This is a genomic window from Gracilimonas tropica DSM 19535 (assembly GCF_000375425.1).
Classification (GTDB): domain Bacteria; phylum Bacteroidota; class Rhodothermia; order Balneolales; family Balneolaceae; genus Gracilimonas; species Gracilimonas tropica.
Genome location: NZ_AQXG01000001.1, coordinates 185,748 through 210,204, shown reverse-complemented (window position 1 = coordinate 210,204; position 24,457 = coordinate 185,748). Strand labels below are relative to the sequence as shown.

Annotated in this window: 20 protein-coding genes; 8 read left to right on the top strand and 12 right to left on the bottom strand. The window is 43.7% G+C overall.

The window, feature by feature from the left end; all coding sequences use genetic code 11:
* Position 1: 1 nt before the first annotated feature.
* The 5 genes from B151_RS0100960 to B151_RS0100940 form a co-directional block, all read right to left on the bottom strand.
* Positions 2-1,213, bottom strand: a complete 1,212-nt coding sequence (locus B151_RS0100960) for a 2'-deoxycytidine 5'-triphosphate deaminase (RefSeq protein WP_020401713.1) — start codon at positions 1,211-1,213, stop codon at positions 2-4.
* Positions 1,214-1,313: 100 nt separating this feature from the next.
* Positions 1,314-2,132: a nitrilase-related carbon-nitrogen hydrolase gene (locus B151_RS0100955; protein ID WP_020401712.1), complete on the bottom strand. Its 819-nt coding sequence runs from the start codon at positions 2,130-2,132 to the stop codon at positions 1,314-1,316.
* 80 nt (positions 2,133-2,212) lie between these two features.
* Positions 2,213-2,410 carry a PID-CTERM protein-sorting domain-containing protein gene (locus B151_RS0100950; protein ID WP_020401711.1) on the bottom strand — a complete coding sequence of 66 codons (198 nt, stop codon included), beginning with the start codon at positions 2,408-2,410 and terminating at the stop codon, positions 2,213-2,215.
* Positions 2,411-2,512: 102 nt separating this feature from the next.
* A complete protein-coding gene (locus B151_RS19250; RefSeq protein ID WP_020401710.1) occupies positions 2,513-5,500 on the bottom strand; it encodes a lamin tail domain-containing protein in 2,988 nt (995 codons plus the stop codon).
* A gap of 385 nt (positions 5,501-5,885) precedes the next feature.
* On the bottom strand, positions 5,886-6,179 hold the full coding sequence (locus B151_RS0100940) for an HU family DNA-binding protein (protein ID WP_020401709.1): 294 nt from the start codon (positions 6,177-6,179) through the stop codon (positions 5,886-5,888).
* Between the two features lie 317 nt (positions 6,180-6,496).
* On the opposite strand from B151_RS0100940, the gene B151_RS0100935 reads away from it, so the two are divergent.
* From B151_RS0100935 to B151_RS0100920, 4 genes are read left to right on the top strand one after another with little or no spacing between them, the layout of a single operon-like run.
* Positions 6,497-8,140, top strand: coding sequence for an alanine/glycine:cation symporter family protein (locus B151_RS0100935; protein ID WP_026166405.1), 1,644 nt, complete (start codon positions 6,497-6,499; stop codon positions 8,138-8,140).
* A gap of 9 nt (positions 8,141-8,149) precedes the next feature.
* Positions 8,150-8,776: a uracil phosphoribosyltransferase gene (upp, locus tag B151_RS0100930; RefSeq protein WP_020401707.1), complete on the top strand. Its 627-nt coding sequence runs from the start codon at positions 8,150-8,152 to the stop codon at positions 8,774-8,776.
* Between the two features lie 49 nt (positions 8,777-8,825).
* Positions 8,826-9,380, top strand: a complete 555-nt coding sequence (lptC, locus tag B151_RS0100925; protein ID WP_020401706.1) for an LPS export ABC transporter periplasmic protein LptC — start codon at positions 8,826-8,828, stop codon at positions 9,378-9,380.
* 34 nt (positions 9,381-9,414) lie between these two features.
* On the top strand, positions 9,415-10,827 hold the full coding sequence (locus tag B151_RS0100920; RefSeq protein ID WP_020401705.1) for an OstA-like protein: 1,413 nt from the start codon (positions 9,415-9,417) through the stop codon (positions 10,825-10,827).
* On the opposite strand, the gene B151_RS0100915 is transcribed toward B151_RS0100920, so the two are convergent.
* The 4 genes from B151_RS0100915 to B151_RS0100900 all read right to left on the bottom strand — a co-directional run bounded on the left by B151_RS0100915 (position 10,820) and on the right by B151_RS0100900 (position 14,001).
* Positions 10,820-11,338, bottom strand: coding sequence for a DsrE/DsrF/DrsH-like family protein (locus tag B151_RS0100915; protein WP_020401704.1), 519 nt, complete (start codon positions 11,336-11,338; stop codon positions 10,820-10,822). The genes B151_RS0100920 and B151_RS0100915 overlap by 8 nt on opposite strands.
* A 12-nt stretch (positions 11,339-11,350) precedes the next feature.
* Complete coding sequence (locus tag B151_RS0100910; protein WP_020401703.1) at positions 11,351-11,668, bottom strand: TusE/DsrC/DsvC family sulfur relay protein; 318 nt, start codon at positions 11,666-11,668, stop codon at positions 11,351-11,353.
* 26 nt (positions 11,669-11,694) lie between these two features.
* Positions 11,695-12,942 (bottom strand): type III sulfide quinone reductase, selenoprotein subtype, encoded by a 1,248-nt coding sequence (gene sqr / locus B151_RS0100905; protein WP_020401702.1) that lies wholly within the window; start codon positions 12,940-12,942, stop codon positions 11,695-11,697.
* 150 nt (positions 12,943-13,092) lie between these two features.
* A complete protein-coding gene (locus tag B151_RS0100900; RefSeq protein WP_020401701.1) occupies positions 13,093-14,001 on the bottom strand; it encodes a sirohydrochlorin chelatase in 909 nt (302 codons plus the stop codon).
* Between the two features lie 313 nt (positions 14,002-14,314).
* Between B151_RS0100900 and B151_RS0100895 the strand changes: the two genes are divergently transcribed.
* Both B151_RS0100895 and B151_RS0100890 read left to right on the top strand, forming a co-directional pair.
* Positions 14,315-14,542 carry a hypothetical protein gene (locus B151_RS0100895; protein ID WP_020401700.1) on the top strand — a complete coding sequence of 76 codons (228 nt, stop codon included), beginning with the start codon at positions 14,315-14,317 and terminating at the stop codon, positions 14,540-14,542.
* Positions 14,539-14,859 (top strand): type II toxin-antitoxin system PemK/MazF family toxin, encoded by a 321-nt coding sequence (locus B151_RS0100890; protein WP_020401699.1) that lies wholly within the window; start codon positions 14,539-14,541, stop codon positions 14,857-14,859. Before B151_RS0100895 ends, B151_RS0100890 begins: the two co-directional genes overlap by 4 nt.
* Positions 14,860-15,209: 350 nt before the next feature.
* Here B151_RS0100890 and B151_RS0100885 read toward each other — a convergent pair whose 3' ends face one another.
* A complete protein-coding gene (locus B151_RS0100885) occupies positions 15,210-17,327 on the bottom strand; it encodes an elongation factor G (RefSeq protein WP_026166402.1) in 2,118 nt (705 codons plus the stop codon).
* A gap of 279 nt (positions 17,328-17,606) precedes the next feature.
* Between B151_RS0100885 and B151_RS0100880 the strand changes: the two genes are divergently transcribed.
* Positions 17,607-18,596 (top strand): asparaginase, encoded by a 990-nt coding sequence (locus tag B151_RS0100880; RefSeq protein ID WP_020401697.1) that lies wholly within the window; start codon positions 17,607-17,609, stop codon positions 18,594-18,596.
* A gap of 89 nt (positions 18,597-18,685) precedes the next feature.
* On the top strand, positions 18,686-19,402 hold the full coding sequence (locus tag B151_RS0100875) for a ribonuclease H-like domain-containing protein (protein WP_020401696.1): 717 nt from the start codon (positions 18,686-18,688) through the stop codon (positions 19,400-19,402).
* Positions 19,403-19,591: 189 nt separating this feature from the next.
* Here B151_RS0100875 and B151_RS0100870 read toward each other — a convergent pair whose 3' ends face one another.
* Both B151_RS0100870 and ppdK read right to left on the bottom strand, forming a co-directional pair.
* Positions 19,592-21,076, bottom strand: coding sequence for a dihydrolipoyl dehydrogenase family protein (locus B151_RS0100870; protein ID WP_020401695.1), 1,485 nt, complete (start codon positions 21,074-21,076; stop codon positions 19,592-19,594).
* 535 nt (positions 21,077-21,611) lie between these two features.
* On the bottom strand, positions 21,612-24,296 hold the full coding sequence (gene ppdK / locus B151_RS0100865; RefSeq protein WP_020401694.1) for a pyruvate, phosphate dikinase: 2,685 nt from the start codon (positions 24,294-24,296) through the stop codon (positions 21,612-21,614).
* Between the last annotated feature and the right edge of the window lie 161 nt (positions 24,297-24,457).

Genomic DNA, 24,457 nt, shown 5'->3' with positions numbered 1-24,457 from the left:
TTTATTGTCGAAAATGTTTCCCGAGCTTAAGATCTTGTCCCTGATAGTTGCTTTCTATCTCGTCGCCATATACAAACTCTGGCCGCTCGGCATTAGGTTCAAATTGCATGCTGAACATGGTTTGTCCGTCTTCGATCATAAACGGAACATCGTGGGAACGTACCTCAAGTACTGCCCGTGCTCCTTTATCATCAATAGATCCACCAAATCCACTGTCAAAGAACCCGGCATAATGTGTACGAAGTTCACCTGATCCGGTGTCATACGCCATCATTTCACAGGCGAGATGGGCAGGAACCCGAATCCTTTCCTTGGATGCAAAGATGTAAAAAGCTTCCGGTTCTAAGATTAACTGATCGTGAGGCTGTGCATAAATCGGCTCCCAAAATTCATTCACTGCATAATGAGCGATCTTATCCAGATCAATAAAATTATTGTGTTTTTTGGCTTTATACCCGATCACTTCCCCTTTTTTCCCTTTCAGGTTCACACTCATAAAAAGCCCTTGTTTTACCTTTATCTTTTCCATGGATACAGGCTTCAGATCTTCATCAAATAATAGTGGGTCGGCACTGTGAACACGCAGTAAATCCTGATCAGAGAGTACTTCAAAACCATGCCGCACCCGAAGCTGATTTAACCGTTGGCTGGTTTTCACTTTAATAGAGAATGATTTTGGAACCACTTCTAAATACAATCCGCCTTTGTAACCCGGATTTATCTCCTCGAAGCGGTGAGAATAGTCGGTAATCACCCTGGTAAATACGTCCAACCTGCCTGTTGAACTCTTGGGATTTGCTTTAGCTGAAAGAGGCTCAACGCTTCCCAATTTAACTTCACTGAATTTCTCATTCCCATTGAAGAGTCCTTTTTGCACCGTATGATTCGATTCCGGCATATTCAAACTTTCCAATAAGGGAATGATATACACACAATTTTCTTCAAGGACCGCCCCCTCAGTTATTGGGACTTCATACATTTTTAGCCTTTTCACTTTCTCTTCTACCGTTTCATTTTCGGGCAAAAAACTGCATCGTACCCTGTATGCAACTTCTCCCAGTCTCAGGTCAATAGAATTGGGCTGAAATTGGTCGTCTTGAATCGGATACTTTTCATGGGAAGTGATGATTCCCAACTCTTTCAAGAGGTGAAGTTTTTGAACCGGTAAAATTCCTTTGGTGCGAAGCTGTACTTCTTTAAGCGTATCAGGCATGAGATATTGCGAACTTATTTTCGAGTGAAGATAAACAGCGTGATGGAATATTCAATAACCAATATCTAATAGCAAAATCCCAAATTTTGATTCTGAATATTTATGAAATCCAATCCTTGTACAAATCCGGGCGACGGTCTCTCAGGAATAATCTTTTAGCGTGTGAGTGTTCTATTTTATTGAGATCAATATCGCAATATAATATCTCCTCGGTACCTTTACCTGCCCTGGCTATCACCTTACCCTCAGGATCACAAACAAATGATTCTCCTGCAAAAGTGAGCTTCGGTTCTTTGCCCACCCGATTGCAGAGCGCTGCGAAATATCCATTCTGAAAGGCGGCCGTTCTTACTTCCGCTTCGTACAATCCCTCGGGCCATTCTCCCACCGAGCCCGCCTGAGGAATGAACACGATCTCAGCTCCGGATACCGCCAATGCCCTCATATATTCCGGATAATGGCGATCATAACAGATCGCCACCCCAATCTTTCCAAAAGGAGTATTATAAACGGGTGCTCCATTATTTCCGGGCGTATAATATTGCTGTTCATGAAAACAAGCATATTCTGTGATGTGAATCATTCTGGTGGTACCAAGAATTTCGCCATCGCTATTTATTACGGGCGAACTGTCGTAAAGCGCTCCCCCGTCTTTTTCATATAAATTCAGGATAATGACCACCCCAAATTCACGGGCTATCTTAGAAAAAGATTCCGTTACCGGACCAGGAATAGGTTCAGCCAAAGATTCAGGATCTTTCGGATCGGTGTGTTGAGGATAGAACGGCTCGAAAGCAAGTTCTGCAAAACAGATGATCTTCGCTCCATTTTCAGCAGCTTGTCGTGCAGCTTGCATACCTTTTGCAAGGTTTCCAGTTTTAGTTTCAGAACAAGATTGTTGTACAAGTGCTATTTTCATACAGAGATGATAGCAATTTTATCCATCGTTTTTTTTCTTTTGAAATCATTTAACAGGCCACCAAGAGTATTCACTTCGGTTTATTCCACTTGCTTGCGATCTCTTAATTTTTTGAGAGCATATCCGCCTCCCGCTGCCGCCAACAGTCCTAATCCGCCGTCAATAGGAGCCTGACTTGGTGCAGTGGACGGCAAACCAGGAGGGTGTTGAGCCAGAACTACTGTGGTTAACAATACTGTGAATGTGATCGCAAGAACTATATATATCAATGTTTTCATAATCTTGAGTTTTGAGCATTCGGCCGTCAGCAATCAGCTTTCAGTTCTTTTGTTATCAACTGAAAGCTGAAACCTGAGAGCTGATCGCTAATGAACATTTATTTATTTGATGAGAGTCATTTGACGGGTCACTACCTGCTTGCCGGCCTTCAGGCGGTAGTAGTAAATACCACTGGCCATGTCAGCCGCATCCCAGCTTACCCGATAGTTGCCGGCGGACTTCACTCCGCTTACCAGCGTTTCTACCTGTTGCCCCATCACGTTATAGATATCCAGCTGCACTTCGCCCGCATGGGCAAGGCTGTACTGAATGCTGGTTGTCGGGTTGAACGGGTTCGGATAGTTCTGCTCAAGAGCGAAAGCTTCAGGACTATCACCTATCTCGTTGTTTACCGAAGAATTTGCACCGATTGTAATAGTAAACCGTGCCCCTACTCCTTTTTTTGCTATGCGTTCTACTTGTGGAGGTTGGGGATTAAAAATAGTCATCACAGGCCCGGTTTTAGCTTTCTGTGTTTCTGAAAGATCAAACACATACTCTTCAGTGGTTCTCATATTAACCACGGCCCCCGTTTTAGAATCGTTTAGTGTGATACTCCATTCGTCGGGTAGGTTTTTCATTTCCGGCCAGGTTAAGGTGACCTCTCCTCCCCGGCTCACCCAACTTCCGCGTTCGGTATCGGCCGAATACGCCTCTACAGAAACCGGGATGGAGAGTTCATTTTCAAAAATCTTGGGCAGGTTATTGATGTCCATTTTCGTATCACCAGTGACACTGGCCACACTTAGGTACGAACGGAAGTCAAGCGGTGACAGTTTGAGCCCGTCATAATTATCCTTGGCTACTTCTCCGTTCCCGGTAAAAGACAAGAACGACTCATTGTACATGTTCTCCATTTCTCCGCGCAGTTTTATGGAAATGGATTCGTCTGATTTTTTGTAGAAGGTGCCACCGGTTGTTTTGTCGTCTTCATTAATTTCAAAAGACTCTGAAGTGGCGCCTACGGCATTTTGAATCCAGAAACCTTGAAATGGAGCAATCAATCCATCTGTAAGTGAGCCTGCGGAACCATTCCAGACGCGGTAACTTCCGGCTGATCCGTTTGCCGCTACATCATCTCCAGATGGTGTTCCATAACTGTGATCGTATACATAAACAGTGCCACTTAATTGATTAGTACCACTATTCAAAAGCACTTCATCCCAGTCGATCGTAGAATAATAGGGGTTGCCAACCAAAGTCCAGGCTTCTGCCCCACTATTAAGGGCTGGACTTACAGCACCTGAATTAGGTACTGCAAATATTTCAAGAGTTTTAGGGAAACCCGCATCTGCGACACTTTCTGTGTAGTCATCATCGCTATACATATATACAATGAAACCATTTCCAACTATCATGGTTGTACCCATGTCACTAATTCCGGAAAAGGAAGAGCCATTAAAAACCTGAACATTTGCAGTTCCTTCAGTAGCATCTGCTCCTGTTGCAATACCCTGCGTCCAAATATCTCCCAACAAGTCATCATAAGTACTGCTTGCTGTTGGTGTTGATAAAATTCTCCATCCCTCAGAACCGGTAATTTCAACGGAAGGCTGGAAGGTAGAACCGTCAATTCGGGTGCCGGGAGAGAAAGCAGAACCATCGTCAGTATCGGCTGATGTATGGTTAGCAAAGTCACCCGTTAGATCTGGACTCCTGGTTTCGGATTGGTCAGTCGCGCCACCATAAGTGTAATTAATAATCTCAACACCGGAATCATTCTTTAAAATTAAGTCGTCACCTCCGTTATTTAAACTGAGGCTGCCTGCTGTCTGTGTCATAGATCCTCCAAAATCACCAGTAGGTGTTCCACCGCCAAACACAACTATCGCTTGCATAGGCTTCAATATTGTAGGATCATCAAAAGTGTGCGTGGTGTTCAAAGCATCTTCAATGGTCCAGTTACTAATATCTAAATTAGAATTGCCAGTATTTACAAACTCAAGAAATTCATCATCGCCAGTATCTGTTGTTCCATCTCCATTAGCATCCCCGGCGGGGTCGGCTAAGATTTCATTCAAAACAATATCAGGTGTTATTAATGTAGTTGCCGTATCCTCAGGAATAGTACCATCAGTTTTATAATCGATATCAGAGCCGGTATTGGTATATGGAAATATCTTGAAGTAGTAGGTAGTGGATTCACTAAGACCTGTAAGTGAAGATGACTCTGTACCCTGAGCAATATTTAGTACACCTGAACCATCAGACAGATCCGTATCGTTAGTTTCGGCATTCTCATCTATTGGCATGCTAATAGAACCATATCCACTTTCACTAATCTTGATTAGATAGGCATCCGGTGCCGGCGAGCCAGTTGCGTCAGACCATGACAAACTTATTGAGTTGACTTCCCCGGTAGCAGTAAAAGTAGTTACGTGATTTGCAGGTTCAGCTTTTACTGATGCTTCCAAAACCACTGATCCACTTGTCTGTCCGCTATTTATAGATCCAATTGTAGCAGTTGCAATGGTCCAGCCTGAACCATCATCTCCAATTACATCATCAGGAGCCTGTAAGCTATTATCACCTGAATCATCATTGGCAGTTACATGTAAGTAATTGTCAGCCGATGTTACACCTGATGTGGTTACTGTGCCCGGATCATCGTCTGTCAGATCTCCTGCCCCATCCCAAGCTACCGCATCTATAATATTTCCTTCCGCATTAAATAAGATCAAACCATCAGGGCCATTTTGAAGCTCATCTGATATCGTTTCATCTGTATTTGCAAGCACGGAATCATTTAAAGAAAGCACATAAAAACCGATAGAATTGCTACCTGAGTCTGTAATTCCATCATCAGGAATGGTAAACGTGCCTATGGTGTGTGTCCAAACTGCTCCATCAACAGTAGAGGAACCGTTGTAAAATTTCAATTGATAGTCAGTCAGGTTTGTGCCTGATAATCCCACGAGTTCAATAAACTCTATATCATCAGTACCACTGTCATCAGAACGAATCTCATTGATATGAACTTGTCCCCGTATTGTACTTGATAACCCGAAAAACAAAATTATGGATATGGCAATTTTCCCCTTTTTAATCATAACTCTTGCCTTTAATTATTAGCTCTAATTTGTACCTCTTATCGCAGCTCTATGATATTTAGATATATAACTGCATGTTTAAGAAATACTATTCCTCAAATTAAAAAGCAATTCTTTTTTTATTAGAATTGCTTTTTTATAGAGATCAAGACAAGACAGGGCAAACAAAAAAGGCCCCGAAACCGGAGCCTTAAATTCTTGTGAAAAATCTTACTTTTTCTTCTTGTGTCTGTTTTTTCTCAGACGCTTTTTACGTTTGTGCTTTGCAATTTTAGAGCGCTTTCTCTTTTTACCACTTGGCATAAATACTCACCTACTGTGTTTAAAATAAATTACTGTTGTTCGAACGGTTGCAAAAATAAGAAGTTTTGCCCCGTTTTCTAAATCATTTTTCTGTCATCTGCGCTTCGTTCACTGCTTCCTTAAAATCTTTGGACATTTTTAACACCGGCACAAACTGCTCCGGTACTATAACTTCTTCATTCGTCTTTGGATTCCGGGCGACACGCTGGGCACGTTTTACTACCTTAAAACTGCCGAAACCTCGCAATTCAATATTTTCTCCTCTTTTCATGGCATCGATCACTGTTTCCATAAATCCGTTTACCACAGCTTCGGTCTCAACTTTGGTTAATCCCACAGAAGAAGATATTACATCTACAATGTCTGCTTTAGTCATAAATCTAAAGTTTAATTTTAGTCTTGCTTTTTGAAAATACTACTTAGAAAACAAAGCTTTTTAAAAATCGTTCATTAAAACCTTTAAAGGATGTAATCCCCAAGCCTCACCGTAAATTAGCCTTTTCGATGATATTTACCGACATCTTTTAAATACTCACATCGGGTATTCAGCTCTAATTTTGTATTATCCTGAGCGAAAACTGTAGGCATTTTCAGTTTTTTATATTCACATGGAATGTTATTCTTCAATATTCCCAAATGTTTTTTACTTTCAGCCTGCCTTTACATAAATACCTTAACCTTAAAATTTGATTTATGGAAGTATTTGAGAATGTCGTTAATTGGCTAAACAACTTAGTTTGGTCAACACCTGAGAAGTTCCCATTCATGGTGGTAGTGTTATTGGGATTTGGAATTTTTATCACACTGCGACTTGGTTTTGTTCAGTTACGTCGGTTTACCCATGGTGTGAAATCAGTAATGGGAGTTTATGATAACCCGGATGACACAGGTGATGTTAACCATTTTCAGGCTTTAACAACGGCACTCTCGGCTACTGTGGGTATCGGTAACATCGCCGGGGTAGCCATTGCTATTCACTACGGTGGGCCCGGAGCGTTGTTCTGGATGTGGGTAACCGCCTTCTTTGGGATGGCGATCAAGTACACAGAATGTACGCTTGCCGTAAAATATCGGATCCAAAATGCCGATGGTTCTGTTTCAGGCGGTCCTATGTATTACATCGAAAAAGGATTAGGACCGAACTGGAAATGGCTCGCTGTTTTCTTTGCTTCTATGGCCGTAATATGTTCTTTTTTAACCGGTAATGCCGTACAAGCAAATACCGTTGCAGACACGATGTACTCAACATTCCTGGTTCCTGTCTGGATCACCGGACTTGTTACCGCTTCCGTTGTTGGGGTTGTTATAATTGGTGGAATCAAAAGAATTGGACAGGTAACTGCACGCTTAATGCCCCTCATGGCTATTATATATGTGCTTGGTGCTTTAACAATATTGTTCATAAATGCCGGTGATGTTATTCCCGCCTTCAAAACAATATTTGTAACGGCTTTCACCCCCGAAGCCGGAGTACTTGGAGTGGTAACCGGAGGATTTTTGACCACTTTGGTATGGGGTATCAAAAGAGGTTTATTTTCGAATGAAGCAGGGCAAGGTTCTGCCCCTATTGCTCACGGTGCAGCCAAAACAGAAGAGCCGGTTCGCGAGGGTGTAGTCGCGCTTTTAGAACCATTTATTGACACGATCCTTATCTGTACGATGACCGGTTTGGTAATTGTAAGTACCAATGTATGGCAAGAACGCCATGATGTAGTTTTCGACCCTGTAACGGTCGAAAATACGTATGTAATGAATGAAGAAGGTGATACTATACTTTCTATTGTTGACGGTGAAGCCATTGACGGATATGTTGAGAGAAATGATGCCTCAACCGGAACTTTCTTTTCAGATGAAGCACGAACAGCACCGTTCACAGGAAGCATTGATATCTCAGAAGGCACGGCCGTTATAATTGATGAAGATGGCAACGAAGTTGAAACTTTATATACCAGTATAGCAGAGAATGGAGCTCCATTGACATCCCTTGCCTTCGAGAAAGGGTTATCAGCACTTTTCCCGGGCGGGCAAATGATCGTGACCATTTGTGTGCTTCTATTTGGAATTTCTACAGCTATTAGTTGGAGTTATTATGGAGACCGTTCTATACAATACCTGGCCGGCGACAAGTCGATCATTTATTATAAAGTGGTATATCTTGTAATGCATTTTATCGGGGCAATTTTTCCTTTGGCAACCGTATGGGCTATTGGAGACATCGCACTTGGCTTGATGACTTTCCCTAACATCATTGCACTGTTTGCCTTATCCGGTTCTGTAGCAGTAGCAAGTAAAAAATACTTCAACAAAATGGAAGAGCTCGAAGCTCAGAACTCCTAATTTCATATTATGAAAGAAGTTATTGAAGTAGAACATCCCGTAGTAAAGCGGTATCTGAGTATCCTTCGGGATAAGAATACGGATACCGCTCCCTTCAGGCGTGCGATGGGAACCATAGGCACGGTATTAGCCTACCGTGCTTTGGAAAAACTTCCGCTGAACGAGATTGAAGTAGAAACACCCCTTCAAAAAACGAAGGGGTATACTCCCGGTGCCGAAGTTTTTGTAATCCCCATTTTACGTGCAGGTCTTAGCCTGGTAGATGGTATCATCAGCTTTATGCCCGATGCCAAAGTCGGCCATATTGGGGTTTACAGAGATGAAAAAACTCATCAACCTGTAAATTACTATCACAACTTTCCCGGCGGACTAAAAGGGGCTTACACTTTAGTGGTAGATCCTATGCTTGCAACCGGTGGCACCGGAAGCCACGCCATAAATTTCCTTAAAGAGAACGGAGCCGATAATATTCGATTTGTTTCGCTGATCTGCGCACCGGAAGGCATAAAAAGGATCCATGACGATCACCCGGATGTCCCAATCATCACCGCTGCAGTAGATGAACGACTCAATGATGATGCTTTTATAGTTCCCGGACTTGGAGATGCCGGTGATCGCTATTTTGGCACCCTTTAAACGAATTGGGATTCATTCGGCGTTTTCAACCTAAAGAATTATCCTGCACATGAAATGCTCTCTCCGCATCTTTTTATTTCCATTTATTCTGATACTTGGCTCAGCATGCGGAGAGTTGACTGAATTTGAGAATCAACAAGTTCAGGAAGCCCTTAGCGATTCGCTGTTCACCACTACCGAAAGCTGGGATGTGAATATGGAGATTCTGGAAGAAGGCCATCTAAAACTGCGCCTTAAAGGAAGTTATGCCGCCAGTATAAAAAATGAACAACGTAACCTCACCCGCATTTCCGGCCCCGTTTATATTGAGATCTTTGATAAAGAAGGAAATCCTGAAACCATTGTTGATGCCGACAGCGCAGTACATCGTCCCGAACTCATGGAGTTTGAATTATTTGGAAATGTGGAAGTCCGTGCCAAAGAAGGAAAGATTCTGCGCTCAGATTACCTGAAATGGGAGCGTGAGCGAGACCGGGTTAGTACTCCTGAATTTGTCATCTTTATTTCTCCCCCTGATAGTATAGCAGCCAACGGTTTTTTTGGGAATTCCGATCTTACCAACTACACCCTTAACGAGGGCGGTGGAAGAGCCGTCATTGATTAGTTAATTCTGACCGATTGGAATGCTATATTCCTCTATGCAAAAATCCCATCCTCCCCATATTCCCTTCAGATTTTTAATAATCTTCATCTTCGGGCTTTTTTTTAGTGCTTCATCATTCGCACAGAATGTCATCAATATTGAATCTTTCAGCCGGGCTAAGGGTGCCATCGTTGATGGACAGCAAATTCAGAAATTGTATGATGCGCGTCTTTCAACCGGGAATATCGTGATGGTTTGCGACAGTGCCTGGCGTTTTATCAATACCAATGAAATGCGCGCCTTTGGAAACATTCAGATCGACACACCTGACGAAAGGATATGGTCCGATACGCTTTATTATTATACCGATCGCGACCTAAGCCTGCTTCGGGGAAGAGTGATAATTTTGCAGGACAATACCACCCTTTTCGGCAATAAAGTAGACTATAATTTCTTTACGAAAGAAGCCTTTTTTGAAGATGGAATCCGCCTGGAAGACAATGAAGGTACGTTAGTAGCTCAACGGGGCGCCTATTTTCAACGACAAGACAGTGCCATTTTCCGCGGAAATGTGCAATTGGTTGATTCTGCTCAATATGCTGAAGGGGACAGCCTTTTCATCAATCGGGAAAGCAATGACCTCCAGTTGTACAGTAACTTATTTGTGGCAGACAGTTCCAATAATGCAATCCTTACCGGAGATTACCTTGAAGCAGATTCAACCGGTCGCCGTTTTGTAGATGGAAACGCATATTTGCGACGCATAAGTTCTGATACAACTGATACCATGCACATCAACTCCGATCAGCTTCTCATGCTGGATCAGGATACCGTTAACTATATACGGGCTTTTGATAATGTGCGGGTTTGGGCTCCTGAATTTTCTTCTGTTTCCGACACTTTGCTTTATAATTCATCCACAGAGATCTTCGAACTGATCTCAAATCCAATAGCCTGGCATGAAAACATACAACTCACCGGGCCCTATATCACCGTTCAAATGGACAGTAATGAAGTGAGGCGTCTTCATTCATTTCATAAAACCATTGCTGTTCAGGAAGACAGTGCCACCGGCCGGCTTCATCAAATAAAAGGGGATACACTTACAGCCTATTTCGAACAAGGAAATATTTCCAGGATCAGGATACACCCAAACAGTCAGGTTCTGTATCACACAAAAAATGCCAATGATGAGCCTGATGGGGCCGTTGAATATGCTTCGCCTGAAACTACCATGTATTTTAAAAATGGCAGCCTGAGCCGAGTAGTTGCAGGAAAAAATGATGGCTACTTTTTTGAAGAATTTCCAGGACTTAAAGATCGAAAGCTTGAGGGCTTTGCATGGAATCCCGACATGCGACCTCTACCTCCCGATACATTGGTAGTTCCACGTTTTCCACCTGTACCCGGGGAAAGGCCTTTCTCACTTCCGGAACGATATATTCGGTATATCGAATCCCTTAGGTAAAGATGATTTCAGCGCCGGCAGACTTCTCATAGAATGTACCTACATTGATGATACCGTCCACCTCTTCGCAAAAATCGTCCTCTTCGAGGCCAAACATATCAACCGTAGCTTTACAAACATAGATCTCAGCTCCGGTATCATGAATCATTTCTATAAACTCCCGCACGGGAGGAATGTCCAGCTTTTCCATCTCATCTTTCATTTTTTTGGTAGCAAAAGATGACATTCCGGGCAAACCTCCTATCATAGTTGGGATATGCATAGCCGGATTCCCAACAGTAGAGACTTTCAATTCGTCCATACGTTTGTTAATCACTGCTTCGAGACCAAAAAATGTAAAGAAAAGTGTCGCCTCAATTCCTTCCATTCGGGCTCCATTGGCCATAATCAGCCCGGGATACACTCCATCGAGGGAACCTTTGGAAATAATTATTGAGACCTTTTCGATTGGCTTGGGAGCTTCTGAAGCTGTAGCTCCTGCATAGGCAGTTTCAGCGTTAAGATTCGTCATAATGACCTCCTGTTAGATGCAACCTTTAGGTTTTGGAAGTCCGGCTATTTTGGCTGCTTTTTTAGCCGGTCCTTTAGGAAACAGTTGATACAGTTCCTTGGTAGAAACACCACTTTCCTTGTTTAGCTTTCTGATGGAAGGCGCATCACCTTTCTCATCATATTCTGCCTGCATGAAGCGGATTACCTTCCAGTGTTTATCGGTAAGTTGACCTACATCCTCCATGTAAGCCAGTTCCTGAGCAAGTTCTTCTGTCCAATCTTCTCGATTTGCCAAAAAACCATCCTCATCGAATTCTATTTGTCTGTCAGCGATTTTTTCTGTTGTCATGGTTCTATGATTTTGTTTATCAAGGTTTATGCTGGTATTTCTTCCGGGAATACTTTCCCAGCCATTGACATACTGGATTCCATCGGCAGATCTTTGCCTTTCAATAACAAGTTCCAGTACACCCATTTGAATCCCAATTTTCCTAAATGATTCATCCGGGTTTCTTTCAGCAGTGAGAATGGCCCTACTTTTGGAATCGGAAATTTACCGGGTAAAGGTTCTGTATCGTAATTAAAGTCGATAAGCAATCCTTTACCGTCACCAGATTCAATAAAGCAGTTTGCATGACCGTCAAAGCTTGCAGAAAGTTCCTCTCCATTGATAGCAGCCATCAGGTTTTCAAAAAGTATTTCGCTTTCAAAGTGAGCAACAGATCCCGCCTTTGATGATGGGAGATCGGTTGCATCTCCGATCACGAAAATATTAGGCCACTCTTTGGATTGGAGTGTATGCTTATCAGTGGGCACGAAATTTAGTTCATCGCCCATTCCGCTTCGTTTTATTACATCATTTCCCATATTGGTGGGAATGGTTACCAGAAGATCAAAATCGACCTCTCTTTCATCCCACGATACGATTTTCTTTTCTTCGTTATCTACCCGCCCAATGTTGAAATCTGTGACAACCTTAACACCTCTGTTTTTCAGGAAACCTCCCAGTTCTCTGGCCGCAATAGGCTTGGTGAATGCAGCATCTAATGGGGTAACAAAGGATATTTCAACTTTTTCTCGAATTCCTTTCTTTCGAAAGTAATCGTCTGCAAGGAACGTGAATTCGAGGGGAGCTACCGGGCACTTGATGGGCATTTCGGCAATATTAATTACCATTTTCCCGCCTTCCCATTTATCCAAATAATTTTGGAGTGCTACGGCTCCTTCTATAGTGTAAAAATCAAAGATCGATTTACGCCATAAGTCCTCTGTCATACCTTCTATTTCATCGGGTCTGATCTCTGATCCCGTTGCAAGAATCAGGAAGTCGTAATGTAGAATGTCTCCGTTTTCCAACTCGACTTGCTGCTTCACAGGCTTTATCACTTTCATCTCAGAAAAAATGACCTTAGCCTTTCCAGGGAAGAAATCAGATTTGGGTTTTATGATATCATCTACCGAATACATTCCAAACGGGATAAAGAGAAGTCCCGGTTGGTAGATATGATTAGGATCTTTATCAATGATCGTTAATTGCCAGTCTTTGGGATCAAGAGCTCTGCTGAGTTTATTGAGCATCATCGTTCCAGCTGTTCCTGCTCCAAGAATCAATAACTGCTTCATAATGTACCTCCTCTCTTCGGATTACTACAAGGTGCAACTTTACTGTAATAAATCCTTGTGAAGGTCCTGTGAATTTTCAGGTGAGCTAAGTTTCAGAAATGCACTTGGCAGTTAACCGGAATAGGTAGAAAATTTATTGCTCTGAATTAATCACAATTCAGGCTCAAGAAGTGCATCCGTGACAGAATCCCTGAGAAAATCGGACAATCTTGAATCAGGCAACAAGGTTTCCCCACTCCATTTAAAATCCAACCCTTCCAGGCGCTGAGCTATCGATTTTTCTCTGCCGCCCGGCGATAGAAAAACCGGGATCACGATCACCCCTCCTGAAATATTCCCCTGGCGGACAATAGCCCTGAGATGTTGTTTAGCTTGCTCGTGAATGTCTTCCGGGGCATCATCCCGCACGGTGAGTGCATTGATATTTCTGAAGGCTGGAAGTCCTTCCTCTTTTTGTTTCTGCTGAACCTGAGCCGCCAACGATTCCATGCTTTGCACCCATCCGGTATTGTCCTCCTCCCCATTCGGACCATGAGCCGCAAGTACAATGGTTTCATTTGAAGGATCCTCACTCAACGCTAAAATTCGATCTCTTAAAATAGCTGCCACTGAAGGATGATCATCCAAGGCATCTGTAAACTGCACCGGTACGTTAACTTCAATTTGGTTTAAAGTTGGGGGAAACAGCATATTATGCATGAAGTGGGACTCATTCACCTCAACACCGGAAGCTTCCACAAATTCATCTGTGTAATGCATAACCGGCATAGGTTGATCAGCCAGTTCATCCCGAAGTCCTAAAAGATATTCTGCCTGACGAAAGATTGGGCTATGCTTTGATATGAAAAGCGGCACTACGATTATCCGGTCCACTTTTTTAGCCTCCAGTTTTCGAACCGCTTTTTGCAGCGAAACAAAATTTGCCATCCCCCAGGCAAACTCCACCGGGTGCTTTTCGATCAATGGTGTGGCTGCTTTTTTTACCATAGAATTCCAGGTAGTTCCGCCACCATGGGCCATGATAAGGATACCGGTTTTTGAACTCTCAGATTCACTCATTGATAAATATCCGTCTTTTTTGATGAATTCATTTCCTTCAAAGATACAAATTGATGAAATACCATTGAGCTAAAAATCAGTAAATCAAGTTTAGCAACTGATGTAAATCGACTCTCCAGAGTCGATAGTAGAAGGAATCAAGAAAACTAGGTCAGACAAAATTAGGAAATACAGACTTCATCGTCTGAAAGTTAAAAACACGCGACTATGGAGAGACGCGCTACGTTCTTATTTCGATATTCCTTGCTCGATGTTGGATATTCAAAACATAAACTGGTCATAAATTTATTATATTTTAACCGAGGTGAATCAAATGACTAAAAAAGAACTTATCCATAAAACCATTGATACCTTATCTAAACTTCCTCAGAATAAAATTCAGGAAGTGGATGATTTTGCTTCTTTTATTTTAAAAAAGCATGAGGAAGAAACACTCAGAAGAGGCATCCAAAAGCTGTCGGAAAGTTCGGGTTCCTTCGATTTTCTTGAGGAAGAAGAAGTCCTTTATTCCGTAGAAGATCTTAAAGAAAAATATCAATGAAGAAAGGTGACATCGTTCTCGTCCCGTTCCCCTTCACAGATCTTACAGGTGCAAAAAACCGACCGGCCTTGGTGCTTATTTCCGACGACCTCGATGTAACGCTATGCTTTATTTCTACTCAATTAAAATGGAAAGAAAATACCGATATCGTTCTTTCTCCATCAAATAGAAATGGTCTTAAAAAGAAATCGCTCATAAGGCTTTCGAAAATTGCCACTGTTGACAAAGAGCTTGTTTTAGGGAAATTGGGAGAGTTGAACCAAGGAAACACTCAAGCTGTGAACTCAAACTTAATTGAATTATTTGAGTTGAAATAGTGCTCATCTCTTTCAGTGACAGCAAAGTGTGATCGAATTCAGCACCTACATCCCTTTGCTTCAGAGCTAAAGCCCTGAACCGGGCTCCCTTCAAAGGGAAAATTATTCGAAATTAACTACCAGGTAATTCGAAACTCAGATCTCAAAACCACATCAACAAATGTAAAAGAGAAATCCCTCTTTGAAGAGGTACCATAAAATCAGTTCATTGATTTTACAGGGACATGTACGTTGGCAGCCAAGGTTCATAAATCTTCCATCCATCTTTACGGCTCAGCGAGCCGTATTACGCACCCATTCAATATTTCTTGCTCGATGCCTGCCTGCCGGCATAGGCAAGTTGGACGTTCTCACTCCTGCAAATTCGCCTCAATCACCCGCTCTTGTACATCATGCGGCACAGCGGCATAATGCGAAAACTGGCGAGTATAAGTTGCACTTCCCTGCGTCATAGACTTCAGTCGGGTTGAATAATGGTCGAGCTCCTCCAGCGGTACATGCGCTTTTATCTTTTGTATCGAACCTTCTCCATCCATTCCCTGAATTTGTCCCCGCCGGGTGCTGAGGTCGCTCATCACATCCCCCATGTGCTCGGAGGGAACCGTTACTTCAACCTCGTACACAGGCTCCATTAACTTGGGGGCTGCTTTCATAAATCCATCCCGGAACGCCATGAGTCCAGCTGTTTTGAAGGCGGCTTCATTGGAATCTACGGAGTGCATGGAGCCATCATAGACAGAAACGCGAATATCGCGGGCACGACATCCACTCATTGGGCCATTTTCCATTTTTTCCATCACGCCTTTGATGATCGCCGGCATAAACCGATTGTCGATCACTCCACCTACAATACAGTTTTGAAAGACCAACTTACCGCCCCAATCGAGATCAATTTCCTGTACATCCCTAACTTTGAGGTCATCAGGTGTACTCATGCCTTCAGTGTACGGTTCAATAAGCATATGCACTTCCGCAAACTGTCCGGCTCCACCCGACTGTTTCTTATGTTTGTAATGAGCCCGAACACCTTTCGTGATCGTTTCCCGGTAAGGGATTTTTGGCGTTACAAATTCCACATCCAGCTTGAATCGATTCTTGAGCTGATCTTCAATTACAGCCAAATGCTCTTCACCCTGACCATGAATGATCACCTGCCGCAACTCCTGACTATGCTCGATCACCACCGATGGATCTTCCCGATGAATTTGATGGAGTGCATGTCCCAGTTTGTCTTCATCTCCCTCATTCTTCAATTTCACTGCTGTACGGATGGTTGTTGGCGGAAACTCAATACCCTGCAGTTTGATATCCTCGCCTTTTTCGTGCAATGTATCATTGACTTCTCCATCTTTCAATTTCACCACCGCACCAATATCTCCGGTTTTGATCTCGTTGATCTCAATGCGCTTATGGCCTTCTGTCAAAAATAAACTTCCCAATCGTACCGAAGATCCGTTCGAACTATTTACCAGATCCATACCGGGGCGAACGCTTCCACCATACACTTTAAAATAGATCAGATCTCCCACATGCGATTCCGAATGGGTTTTGAACAAAAACATCACCGGACTGAAATTCTCACTTAACTTGAACTTGTTTCCATCTACGGTTTTAGGTGGATTTCCCTGAAGCGGATTTGGAGCTACATCATCCAGAAAACCCATTACGCGACCGGTTCCCATATTCCGCGAAGCACAGGAACAGAAAAGCGGAAACATCTGGCCATTCACCAATGATAGGTGAAGTCCTTTTTCCATTTGCTCTTCGTCTAATTCACCATGCTCAAAATAGATATCCATCAGTGTTTCATCATTCTCAGCAATGGTTTCCACCAATTCCTGATGGAGTTTTTCGGCCTGTGTTTTTAATGAATCTGGAATAGGAAGTTTATCTGGCTTGCCGCCTCCTTCCGGAAATTCATACATCGTCATACGCAGTACATCAATGATAGCATGAAAATCCTGCCCTTCACTGTAAGGGAATTGTACCACGGTGACTTCACGACCAAAATGCTCACGAGCTTCATCTACCGTCTTCCAGAAATCAGATTGATCAGAATCCAGTTTATTAACCACAAACATGGACGGTACGGTGTATTCCTTCACATAATTCCACAAAGAATCGGTGGCTGTTTCCACGCCTTGCTCACTATTAAGCACAAAAATAGCCGTATCGGCGATCCGTACGGCTCCTGCTACTTCCCCAATATAATCCGAAGTGCCCGGTGTGTCGATAAGATTGATTTTATGGCCTCGCCAGTCCAGGTTCAAGAAAGAAGAATAGATCGACTTTTGTTTTTCCTTTTCCAGATCGTGATAATCGGAAACGGTATTTTTTTCTGCGATGGATCCTCGTCGGTTAATGGCTCCGGCTTCGAAAAGCATCGTTTCGGCTAACGTTGTTTTCCCGGAGCCGGAATGGCCCAACAGCACAACATTTCGGATTCGGGTGGGATCATATACTTTCATAGGAGACTCCTTTTTTGCACTATTATTATTGCCATGCCGACTCTTGGGGTTCCAGCGCAGAGCGTAGAAAACAGAGTCATAAGGCTTTACCATAACTGGTTCCGCACTCTGCGTTGGAACCAAAGTCATGAGCAGTAAATAATAAAGTGTGTTTTGATGGAAACAGATTTTAACTTCTGAACGCGCTAACTGCCCGCGCCATAAATTCAATGAACAGTACTCATTCTTCTTGAACAGAATGTGAAGATGAAAAATAAACGGAGTCACGAATAAATCAACATGAAAAAGATACTGCTGATACAGACGGGGGGAACTATTGCCATGAATGCCAAAGGTGCAGGTGTGGAACTAGACCCGGAAGCGTGGTCGAAGGTGCTTTATGAGGAAATTCCTGAGCTGAATGAAATTGCTGAGATTTCAACTTTTCCACTCTTTTTTGAAGACAGCTCTGACTTAAATGCTTCCCACTGGATGCAACTGGCCAACTGTGTAGAAGAAAAATATGAGGCTTTCGATGGTTTTGTAATTCTTCATGGCACCGACACGATGGCGTACTCTGCCTCCGCTTTGAGTTTTGGACTCAAGAATCTGGGGAAGCCGGTCATTTTCACCGGAAGTCAGTTACCGATGAGCTCCATCCGAAGTGATGCACGACGAAACCTGGTAAATGCGATAGAACTGGCCACAATGGATTTTAAGGAAGTAGGGATCTGCTTTAATGATGCACTATATCGGGGCAACCGCGCCACCAAAATGAGTATTGGTGATTTTGATGCTTTCGGCTCCCCAAATTTCATGCCCCTTGCCGACATTGGCATTCAAATTCAGGCGAATGTGCTCGAACAATTCGGTTCAGGAAAGCTGGAAAATCGGGCTCATTATTCGGATGAAGTTTTTGTCCTTACCGCTCATCCCAACCTAAATCCGGAGTTGCTAACCGGACTGGACCTGGGAAAGATTAGGGCAGTGATACTTCGCGCTTTTGGAAGTGGAAATTTTTGTGTGAAAGGTGAAAAAAGCCTGCTTCCCTTTTTGGATCGATGTCGGGATGCCGGTGTGGTCGTAGCCATTGTCTCCCAAGCCGATTACGATTCGGTGGATCTCACCCAATATTCGGCCGGTCGTGCCGCTCTGAAACATGGTGCAATCAGCGGAAATGACATGACATTGGAAGCAGCTCTCACCAAACTTATGTTTTTATTAGCACATTACGATGCCAAATCCGATATTGAGGGGTTATTCCAGCAGTCCTTAGTCGGGGAATTGTAAAATGAGGTGTTAGGTTTTAGGTGCGAGGTTTTAGTTTGGTCTTGCATAAAAACCTAACACCTCATTTCTAACACCTAAAACCTTACACCATGTTTTTCATTTTTGATTTAGAGACTATTCCTGATATCGATTTCATTCGAGATGTTTTACATGAACCGGAACTGGAGGAGGAGAAATTACTGGAACGAGCCAGTGAAGAATTAGCTCGAAATTCATCCGGATTCTTACCGCCGATGTATCATCGCATGGTTTCTTGGGTAGGACTTTGGATCGAGAATACCGGCGGACCTAAACAAAAAGTGGCCTGGAGCGGGGAAAATGAAAAAGAAGGCCTACTCAAGATCTTCGATGCCATTGGCACCTATAAAGATTTCGGGCTGATCCACCACAACGGTAAAGGTTTTGATATTCCCGTGCTCACCTACCGCGCAATGAAGCATGGTTTGCAGATGCCGGTCCGTATGAATGATTACGACATACGCTATCGCTACAGCAAGCACAACGTGGACCTGGTGGATGAATTCAGTAATTATGGAGCAAGCTCATGGCCCAAGCTCAAACATTTAGGGCAGCTGATCGGCATTCCGTTCAAGCAAACCGGGGAAGGAAATGAAGTCTTCGCCATGTACAAACGCGATGAACTCGACCTCATCGAACACTACTGCTATGAAGATGTGATGGCCACTTACATCGTATGGCTCTACTTCGAATTCACGGCCGGACATATTCCCGAAGACCAATTCAACAACCTGAAGGACCGCGCAATGAAGAAGCTGGAAGAAATCCAGAGTGGTCCGCCGGAGTAGAATGTAGCCATGTTCCGCTCCAACGCAGAGCGTAGGAGCGAGTACATTACTTATTCGATCTTGTTATTCTAATAGCCGACATCCTGATTTATCAATAAGGACTCGTTCCACACGCTCTGCGTTGGAACGAATAGTAGCTCACATGTAAGAGCAATATAAACGCAACTCCTTACAAAATTTCTTAGATACTCACACTATCCGATCCGGATCGCTAAAATCCGGCACTTCTCCCCGATAGCCAAACACAGCTTTGATCAGCTTCACCGACCACTCGCTTTGGTTCTTGATGTACCACTGATCGGCTGCTCGGCGAGCTCCTAAACCCCAGCTTGGATACGGATGGATGGTATCTGCAATACCTCTCATGGACACTCCATTCTTGATCGCCAAGGCATATTCCGAAATGAACTCTCCGGCATGAGCTCCAACTGCTGTAGCTCCCAATATCTTCCCGGATAATTTTTTGGCAAATATCTTAACAAGTCCGATAGTTTCCCCTTCTGCCAGCGCCCGATCGATCTTGGAATAGGGAAACCGATAGACTTCGAATTTTTCTCCTGCATCACGTAATTGCTGTTCTGTTTTACCTACATGTGCCAGTTCGGGTTCGGTGAAAGTGACCCAGGAAACCATGTTCTTTTCGATTTTCATAGGCACGAATTTCAGTAATGCTTTGGTGGCAGCGATCTTGGCCATATGATCGCTCATATGGGTGAATTGGTAGCGCCCGGTCACATCACCCGCGGCGTAAATATGGGATTTATTGGTTCTACAAGACTCGTTGACGATCACATTTCCATTTTCTGTTTTGACTCCGACGGCCTCCAAATTCAAACCTGAGGTATTCGCCTTTCGCCCGGTTGCCATCAACAATGCATCGCCTTTGATTATTCTTGACACTCCATCTCTTTCAACCTGAACATGAATTTCGGTGCCATTCCGTTCCACTTTTTGAACCGACGCATTTAATTCATATTTAACACCCTGTTTTTCCAATTCTTCACGCAAAATTCCTACTAACTCCCGATCGTCATTCCCCATAATTTGAGGAGCCATATCAACCACCGTTACTTTCGATCCTAAATTCACAAATGCTTGAGACATTTCCGTACCGATCGGTCCGCCCCCGATGATGATCAATTCCCTGGGTAGCTTTTCAATTTCAAACAGACTTTCATTGGTCAAGTATTCCACTTCATCTAATCCCGGAATATTTGGTACAAATGCTTTCGCGCCGGTAGCTATGATGAATTTCTTGGATGAAACCTTTCGTTCACTCCCTTCTTTGCCAATAATTCTTATAGTGCGATCATCCTCAAAAGCCGCTTTTCCATGAACGACTTCAATGCCCATGTCTTCAAAGATCTCCGGGCGATCGGCATCTTCATATACTTCCTTCCGGACTTCATCTACATGCTGCATTACTTTTTTGAAGTCGATGTTAGGCTCTCCATCGATCAGCCCATATTTTCCGGCATCGCGAATTTGTCGGGCTACTTTTCCTGCCTTAAGAAGCGTTTTGGAGGGAATACAACCGGTCCATGTGCAATCGCCACCTAGTTTTTCGGCTTCCACCATCATCGTCTTGGCGCCGAAGTTTGCAGCTAATCCGGCAGCAGTTAATCCTGCTGCGCCCCCGCCGATCACGATCATATCAAATTCGTACTTCGCCATAAATGTCCTTTTTCTGGTTTAGAGGAGTGAACCGATTCGCATCTTACTTCATTTCATTGAAGGTATTAAAATGACGGGAGTGTTTTCTGTGTCTATATTGAATGGATGATAAATCATCATCACAAGCATTGGCGATAGAACTTTTCAGCCTTTAGCGAAGCAGTGACTGAAAAGTTGTAGCTGTTCCATTCTTCCAGACTTGAATAAAAATCCGAGACGTCAGCTCTCAAGTCTCCCCCGAACGACAAGATTATTCCCAATCTTAATAAGGACTTGCACAAGACTTAAGAGATAGGCGTAGGTCTGTATCTTTAGGGGAACTGGAGCTTCTCAGAATTGCGAGACGAAGATGGATCTTCCTCACGAGGAGAAACTTCTTGCCGCCACAAAGAACCTATATCCCTTTGAAGGGTCAGGAAAAATGAGCTCACTTATTCTTCCGGGAATGAGTTTGCTACAGAAGCCCTAATTTCAAAAAAAAGCGGAATCCTTCCGAATCCCGCTTTTATGGCTTTTACGCTAACCACCTAACCATTCAAAGGTCGAATGGTGTAAGCTCTTCAGCTTTGCTTTCCTCGGTATCTTTCCGAAGTACCGATTGGGCCGAAGCTAAATGAGCAACCGGCACCCGGAATGGAGAGCAAGATACATAGTCAAGCCCGGTTCGGAATGCGAAGTCGATGCTTTCAGGGTCACCGCCGTGTTCACCGCATATTCCGATCTTTAAGTTGGGATTCGTCATTCTTCCCAACCGCGTTCCGGCTTCAACAAACTGGCCTACTCCTTCCTCATCCAGAACCTGAAAAGGATCTTGTTTTAAGATTCCATTCGACAAATACGTGTGCAGGAACTTAACGGCGTCATCGCGGCTGAAGCCAAAGGTTAACTGGGTGAGATCATTGGTACCAAAGGAGAAGAAATCTGCTTCTTCAGCGATCTGATCAGCCATAATAGCTGCCCGCGGTATCTCGATCATCGTTCCTACTTTGTACTCCAGCTCCTGACCGGATTCTTCTATAATGGCTTTGGCCGTTTTGTCTACTACTGCCCGCTGATTCCGGAATTCTTCCACGCTTCCAACTAACGGGATCATGATCTCAGGCAGCACAGTTTTACCGGCTTTCGTCAGCTCCAAAGCCGCTTCAATAATAGCCTGTGTTTGCATTTCGGTGATCTCAGGATAGGTAATCCCCAATCGACAGCCCCGATGTCCCAACATTGGGTTGAATTCTTTTAGTTGATTGATCTTGGCCTGAAGTTTTTCAAAAGAAACGTCCAGTTCATCTGCCACTTTTTTGATCTCATCTTTTTCCTGGGGCAGAAATTCATGTAAAGGAGGATCTAAAAGCCGAACGGTCACTGGTAATCCTTCCATAGCGTCGAATATTTCAAGGAAATCCTGTTTTTGGAAAGGTAACAAATTCGCCAGGGCAGCTTTACGTTCTTCTTTGTTGTTCGCAAGGATCATCTTACGCATAAAATTCACCCGTCCCGGTTTAAAGAACATATGCTCGGTCCGTGCTAAACCGATTCCTTGAGCACCATAACTTCGTGCTACGGCAGCATCCTCAGGAGTCTCGGCATTGGTACGAACGCTCATCACCTCAACATCTCCTACCCAATCCATGAATACCCGGTATTCGTTACTGAATGTAGGCTCGGTGAGTTCTTTTTTGCCTAAGATAACCTCACCGGTATTCCCGTTCAGGGAGATCCACTCTCCTTCTTTCACCGTGACTTCCCCATTGGTAAACGACTTATTTTTATAGTTAATGATGATATCGCTGCAACCGGCTACACATGGTTTGCCCCAGCCCCGGGCTACCACAGCAGCATGACTGGTCATGCCCCCGCGGGAAGTCAGAATTCCTTTAGCTGATGACATTCCACCCACATCTTCCGGGCTTGTTTCGATACGAACCAGGATCACCTGCTCGCCTTTTTCAGCTTCCTGTTCAGCAAGTTTTGAATCAAAAACTACTTTCCCCACAGCTGCACCGGGAGAGGCCGGTAATCCGGTTCCTAATATCTTGCTCTCTTTCAGGGAGTCTTCCTGAAACTGAGGGTGTAATAATTGTTCAATATGTCCGGGTTCAACCAAATCTCTGATGGCCTCAATCTGGCTAATAATGCCTTCATGAACCATATCCACAGCCACTTTGACGGCTGCGGCACCCGTTCTTTTTCCGTTCCTTGTCTGGAGGATATACAAAATGCCTTCCTGAATAGTGAATTCGATATCCTGCATGTTCTTATAATGAGATTCCAATTTATGCGTATAGTTCAGAAGCTCTTGATACACACTGGGATTTCGATCTTTAAGCTCAGAAATCGGACTTGGGGTCCGGATTCCTGCCACTACATCCTCCCCTTGGGCATTCAGCAAAAACTCACCATATAATTTTTGTTCACCCGTAGCTGGATTCCGGGTAAAACACACACCGGTTCCACTATTTTCGCCCATATTTCCGAATACCATAGCCTGCACATTCACGGCCGTTCCAATTAACCCATGAATGTTACTGATCTTGCGATATTTGATGGCACGTGCACTGTTCCAGGAGTTAAATACGGCATTTATAGCAAACTTTAACTGTTCCATAGGGTCGTCCGGAAACATATGTCCCGTTTGCTTTCTGTAGATCGCCTTATACCGATCTGTAAGTTCTTTAAGCTGGCCTGCAGAAAGGTCAATATCATTTTTAACGCCTGCTTCTTTTTTTAGTTTATCGAGCGCCTCTTCAAAATATTCGTGTGCAACGCCCATAACCACATCTCCAAACATATCAATAAAGCGGCGGTAACTATCGTATGCAAAACGCTCATTGTTGGTCTTTTGTACCAGGGCTTCAACTACACGGTCGTTGATTCCCAGATTCAGGATGGTATCCATCATGCCCGGCATAGAAACAGCGGCTCCCGACCGCACGGAAATCAGCAAAGGATCCTTTTCATCCCCGAACTTTAGTCCCATTTCGGCTTCTACATGCCGGATGCCTGCTTCTACCTGTTCTTCAAGAGAATCCGGCCAGGCCATCTGATTGTTTATTGTTTGGCGGCAAGCCTCGGTTGAAATGGTGAAACCCGGAGGGACCGGAATCCCGATGGAGCTCATCTCGGCTAAGTTAGCGCCCTTTCCCCCGAGCAACTGTTTCATTGATTTATTTCCATCGGTATGAAGTTTTCCAAACCGGTATACAAAATGTTCCTGATGAGCCATAACAGCACCTCTTGTTTGATTTTATTGACTGGTGAAGTGCCGGTTTTTACATCACGCCAATACGGGCGTTACATCTCTCCCAGCTTGGCGGATGGGAAAATCGGACACATCCATAATGCAAAACCATTATGAAGTATTTATAAAGGATGGAAAAGCGCTTA

Excerpts from the sequence above, each read along its gene's own strand:
- sqr (WP_020401702.1), bottom strand. The coding sequence starts at position 12,942 with ATGAAGCAGTTATTGATTCTTGGAGCAGGAACAGCTGGAACGATGATG.
- B151_RS0100890 (WP_020401699.1), top strand. The coding sequence starts at position 14,539 with ATGAAGAAAGGTGACATCGTTCTCGTCCCGTTCCCCTTCACAGATCTT.
- B151_RS0100950 (WP_020401711.1), bottom strand. The coding sequence starts at position 2,410 with ATGAAAACATTGATATATATAGTTCTTGCGATCACATTCACAGTATTG.
- B151_RS0100915 (WP_020401704.1), bottom strand. The coding sequence starts at position 11,338 with ATGACGAATCTTAACGCTGAAACTGCCTATGCAGGAGCTACAGCTTCA.
- B151_RS0100910 (WP_020401703.1), bottom strand. The coding sequence starts at position 11,668 with ATGACAACAGAAAAAATCGCTGACAGACAAATAGAATTCGATGAGGAT.
- B151_RS0100960 (WP_020401713.1), bottom strand. The coding sequence starts at position 1,213 with ATGCCTGATACGCTTAAAGAAGTACAGCTTCGCACCAAAGGAATTTTA.
- B151_RS0100955 (WP_020401712.1), bottom strand. The coding sequence starts at position 2,132 with ATGAAAATAGCACTTGTACAACAATCTTGTTCTGAAACTAAAACTGGA.
- B151_RS0100885 (WP_026166402.1), bottom strand. The coding sequence starts at position 17,327 with ATGAAAGTATATGATCCCACCCGAATCCGAAATGTTGTGCTGTTGGGC.
- lptC (WP_020401706.1), top strand. The coding sequence starts at position 8,826 with ATGAAATGCTCTCTCCGCATCTTTTTATTTCCATTTATTCTGATACTT.
- B151_RS0100880 (WP_020401697.1), top strand. The coding sequence starts at position 17,607 with ATGAAAAAGATACTGCTGATACAGACGGGGGGAACTATTGCCATGAAT.
- ppdK (WP_020401694.1), bottom strand. The coding sequence starts at position 24,296 with ATGGCTCATCAGGAACATTTTGTATACCGGTTTGGAAAACTTCATACC.
- B151_RS0100920 (WP_020401705.1), top strand. The coding sequence starts at position 9,415 with ATGCAAAAATCCCATCCTCCCCATATTCCCTTCAGATTTTTAATAATC.
- B151_RS0100900 (WP_020401701.1), bottom strand. The coding sequence starts at position 14,001 with ATGAGTGAATCTGAGAGTTCAAAAACCGGTATCCTTATCATGGCCCAT.
- B151_RS19250 (WP_020401710.1), bottom strand. The coding sequence starts at position 5,500 with ATGATTAAAAAGGGGAAAATTGCCATATCCATAATTTTGTTTTTCGGG.
- B151_RS0100935 (WP_026166405.1), top strand. The coding sequence starts at position 6,497 with ATGGAAGTATTTGAGAATGTCGTTAATTGGCTAAACAACTTAGTTTGG.
- B151_RS0100875 (WP_020401696.1), top strand. The coding sequence starts at position 18,686 with ATGTTTTTCATTTTTGATTTAGAGACTATTCCTGATATCGATTTCATT.
- upp (WP_020401707.1), top strand. The coding sequence starts at position 8,150 with ATGAAAGAAGTTATTGAAGTAGAACATCCCGTAGTAAAGCGGTATCTG.
- B151_RS0100895 (WP_020401700.1), top strand. The coding sequence starts at position 14,315 with ATGACTAAAAAAGAACTTATCCATAAAACCATTGATACCTTATCTAAA.
- B151_RS0100870 (WP_020401695.1), bottom strand. The coding sequence starts at position 21,076 with ATGGCGAAGTACGAATTTGATATGATCGTGATCGGCGGGGGCGCAGCA.
- B151_RS0100940 (WP_020401709.1), bottom strand. The coding sequence starts at position 6,179 with ATGACTAAAGCAGACATTGTAGATGTAATATCTTCTTCTGTGGGATTA.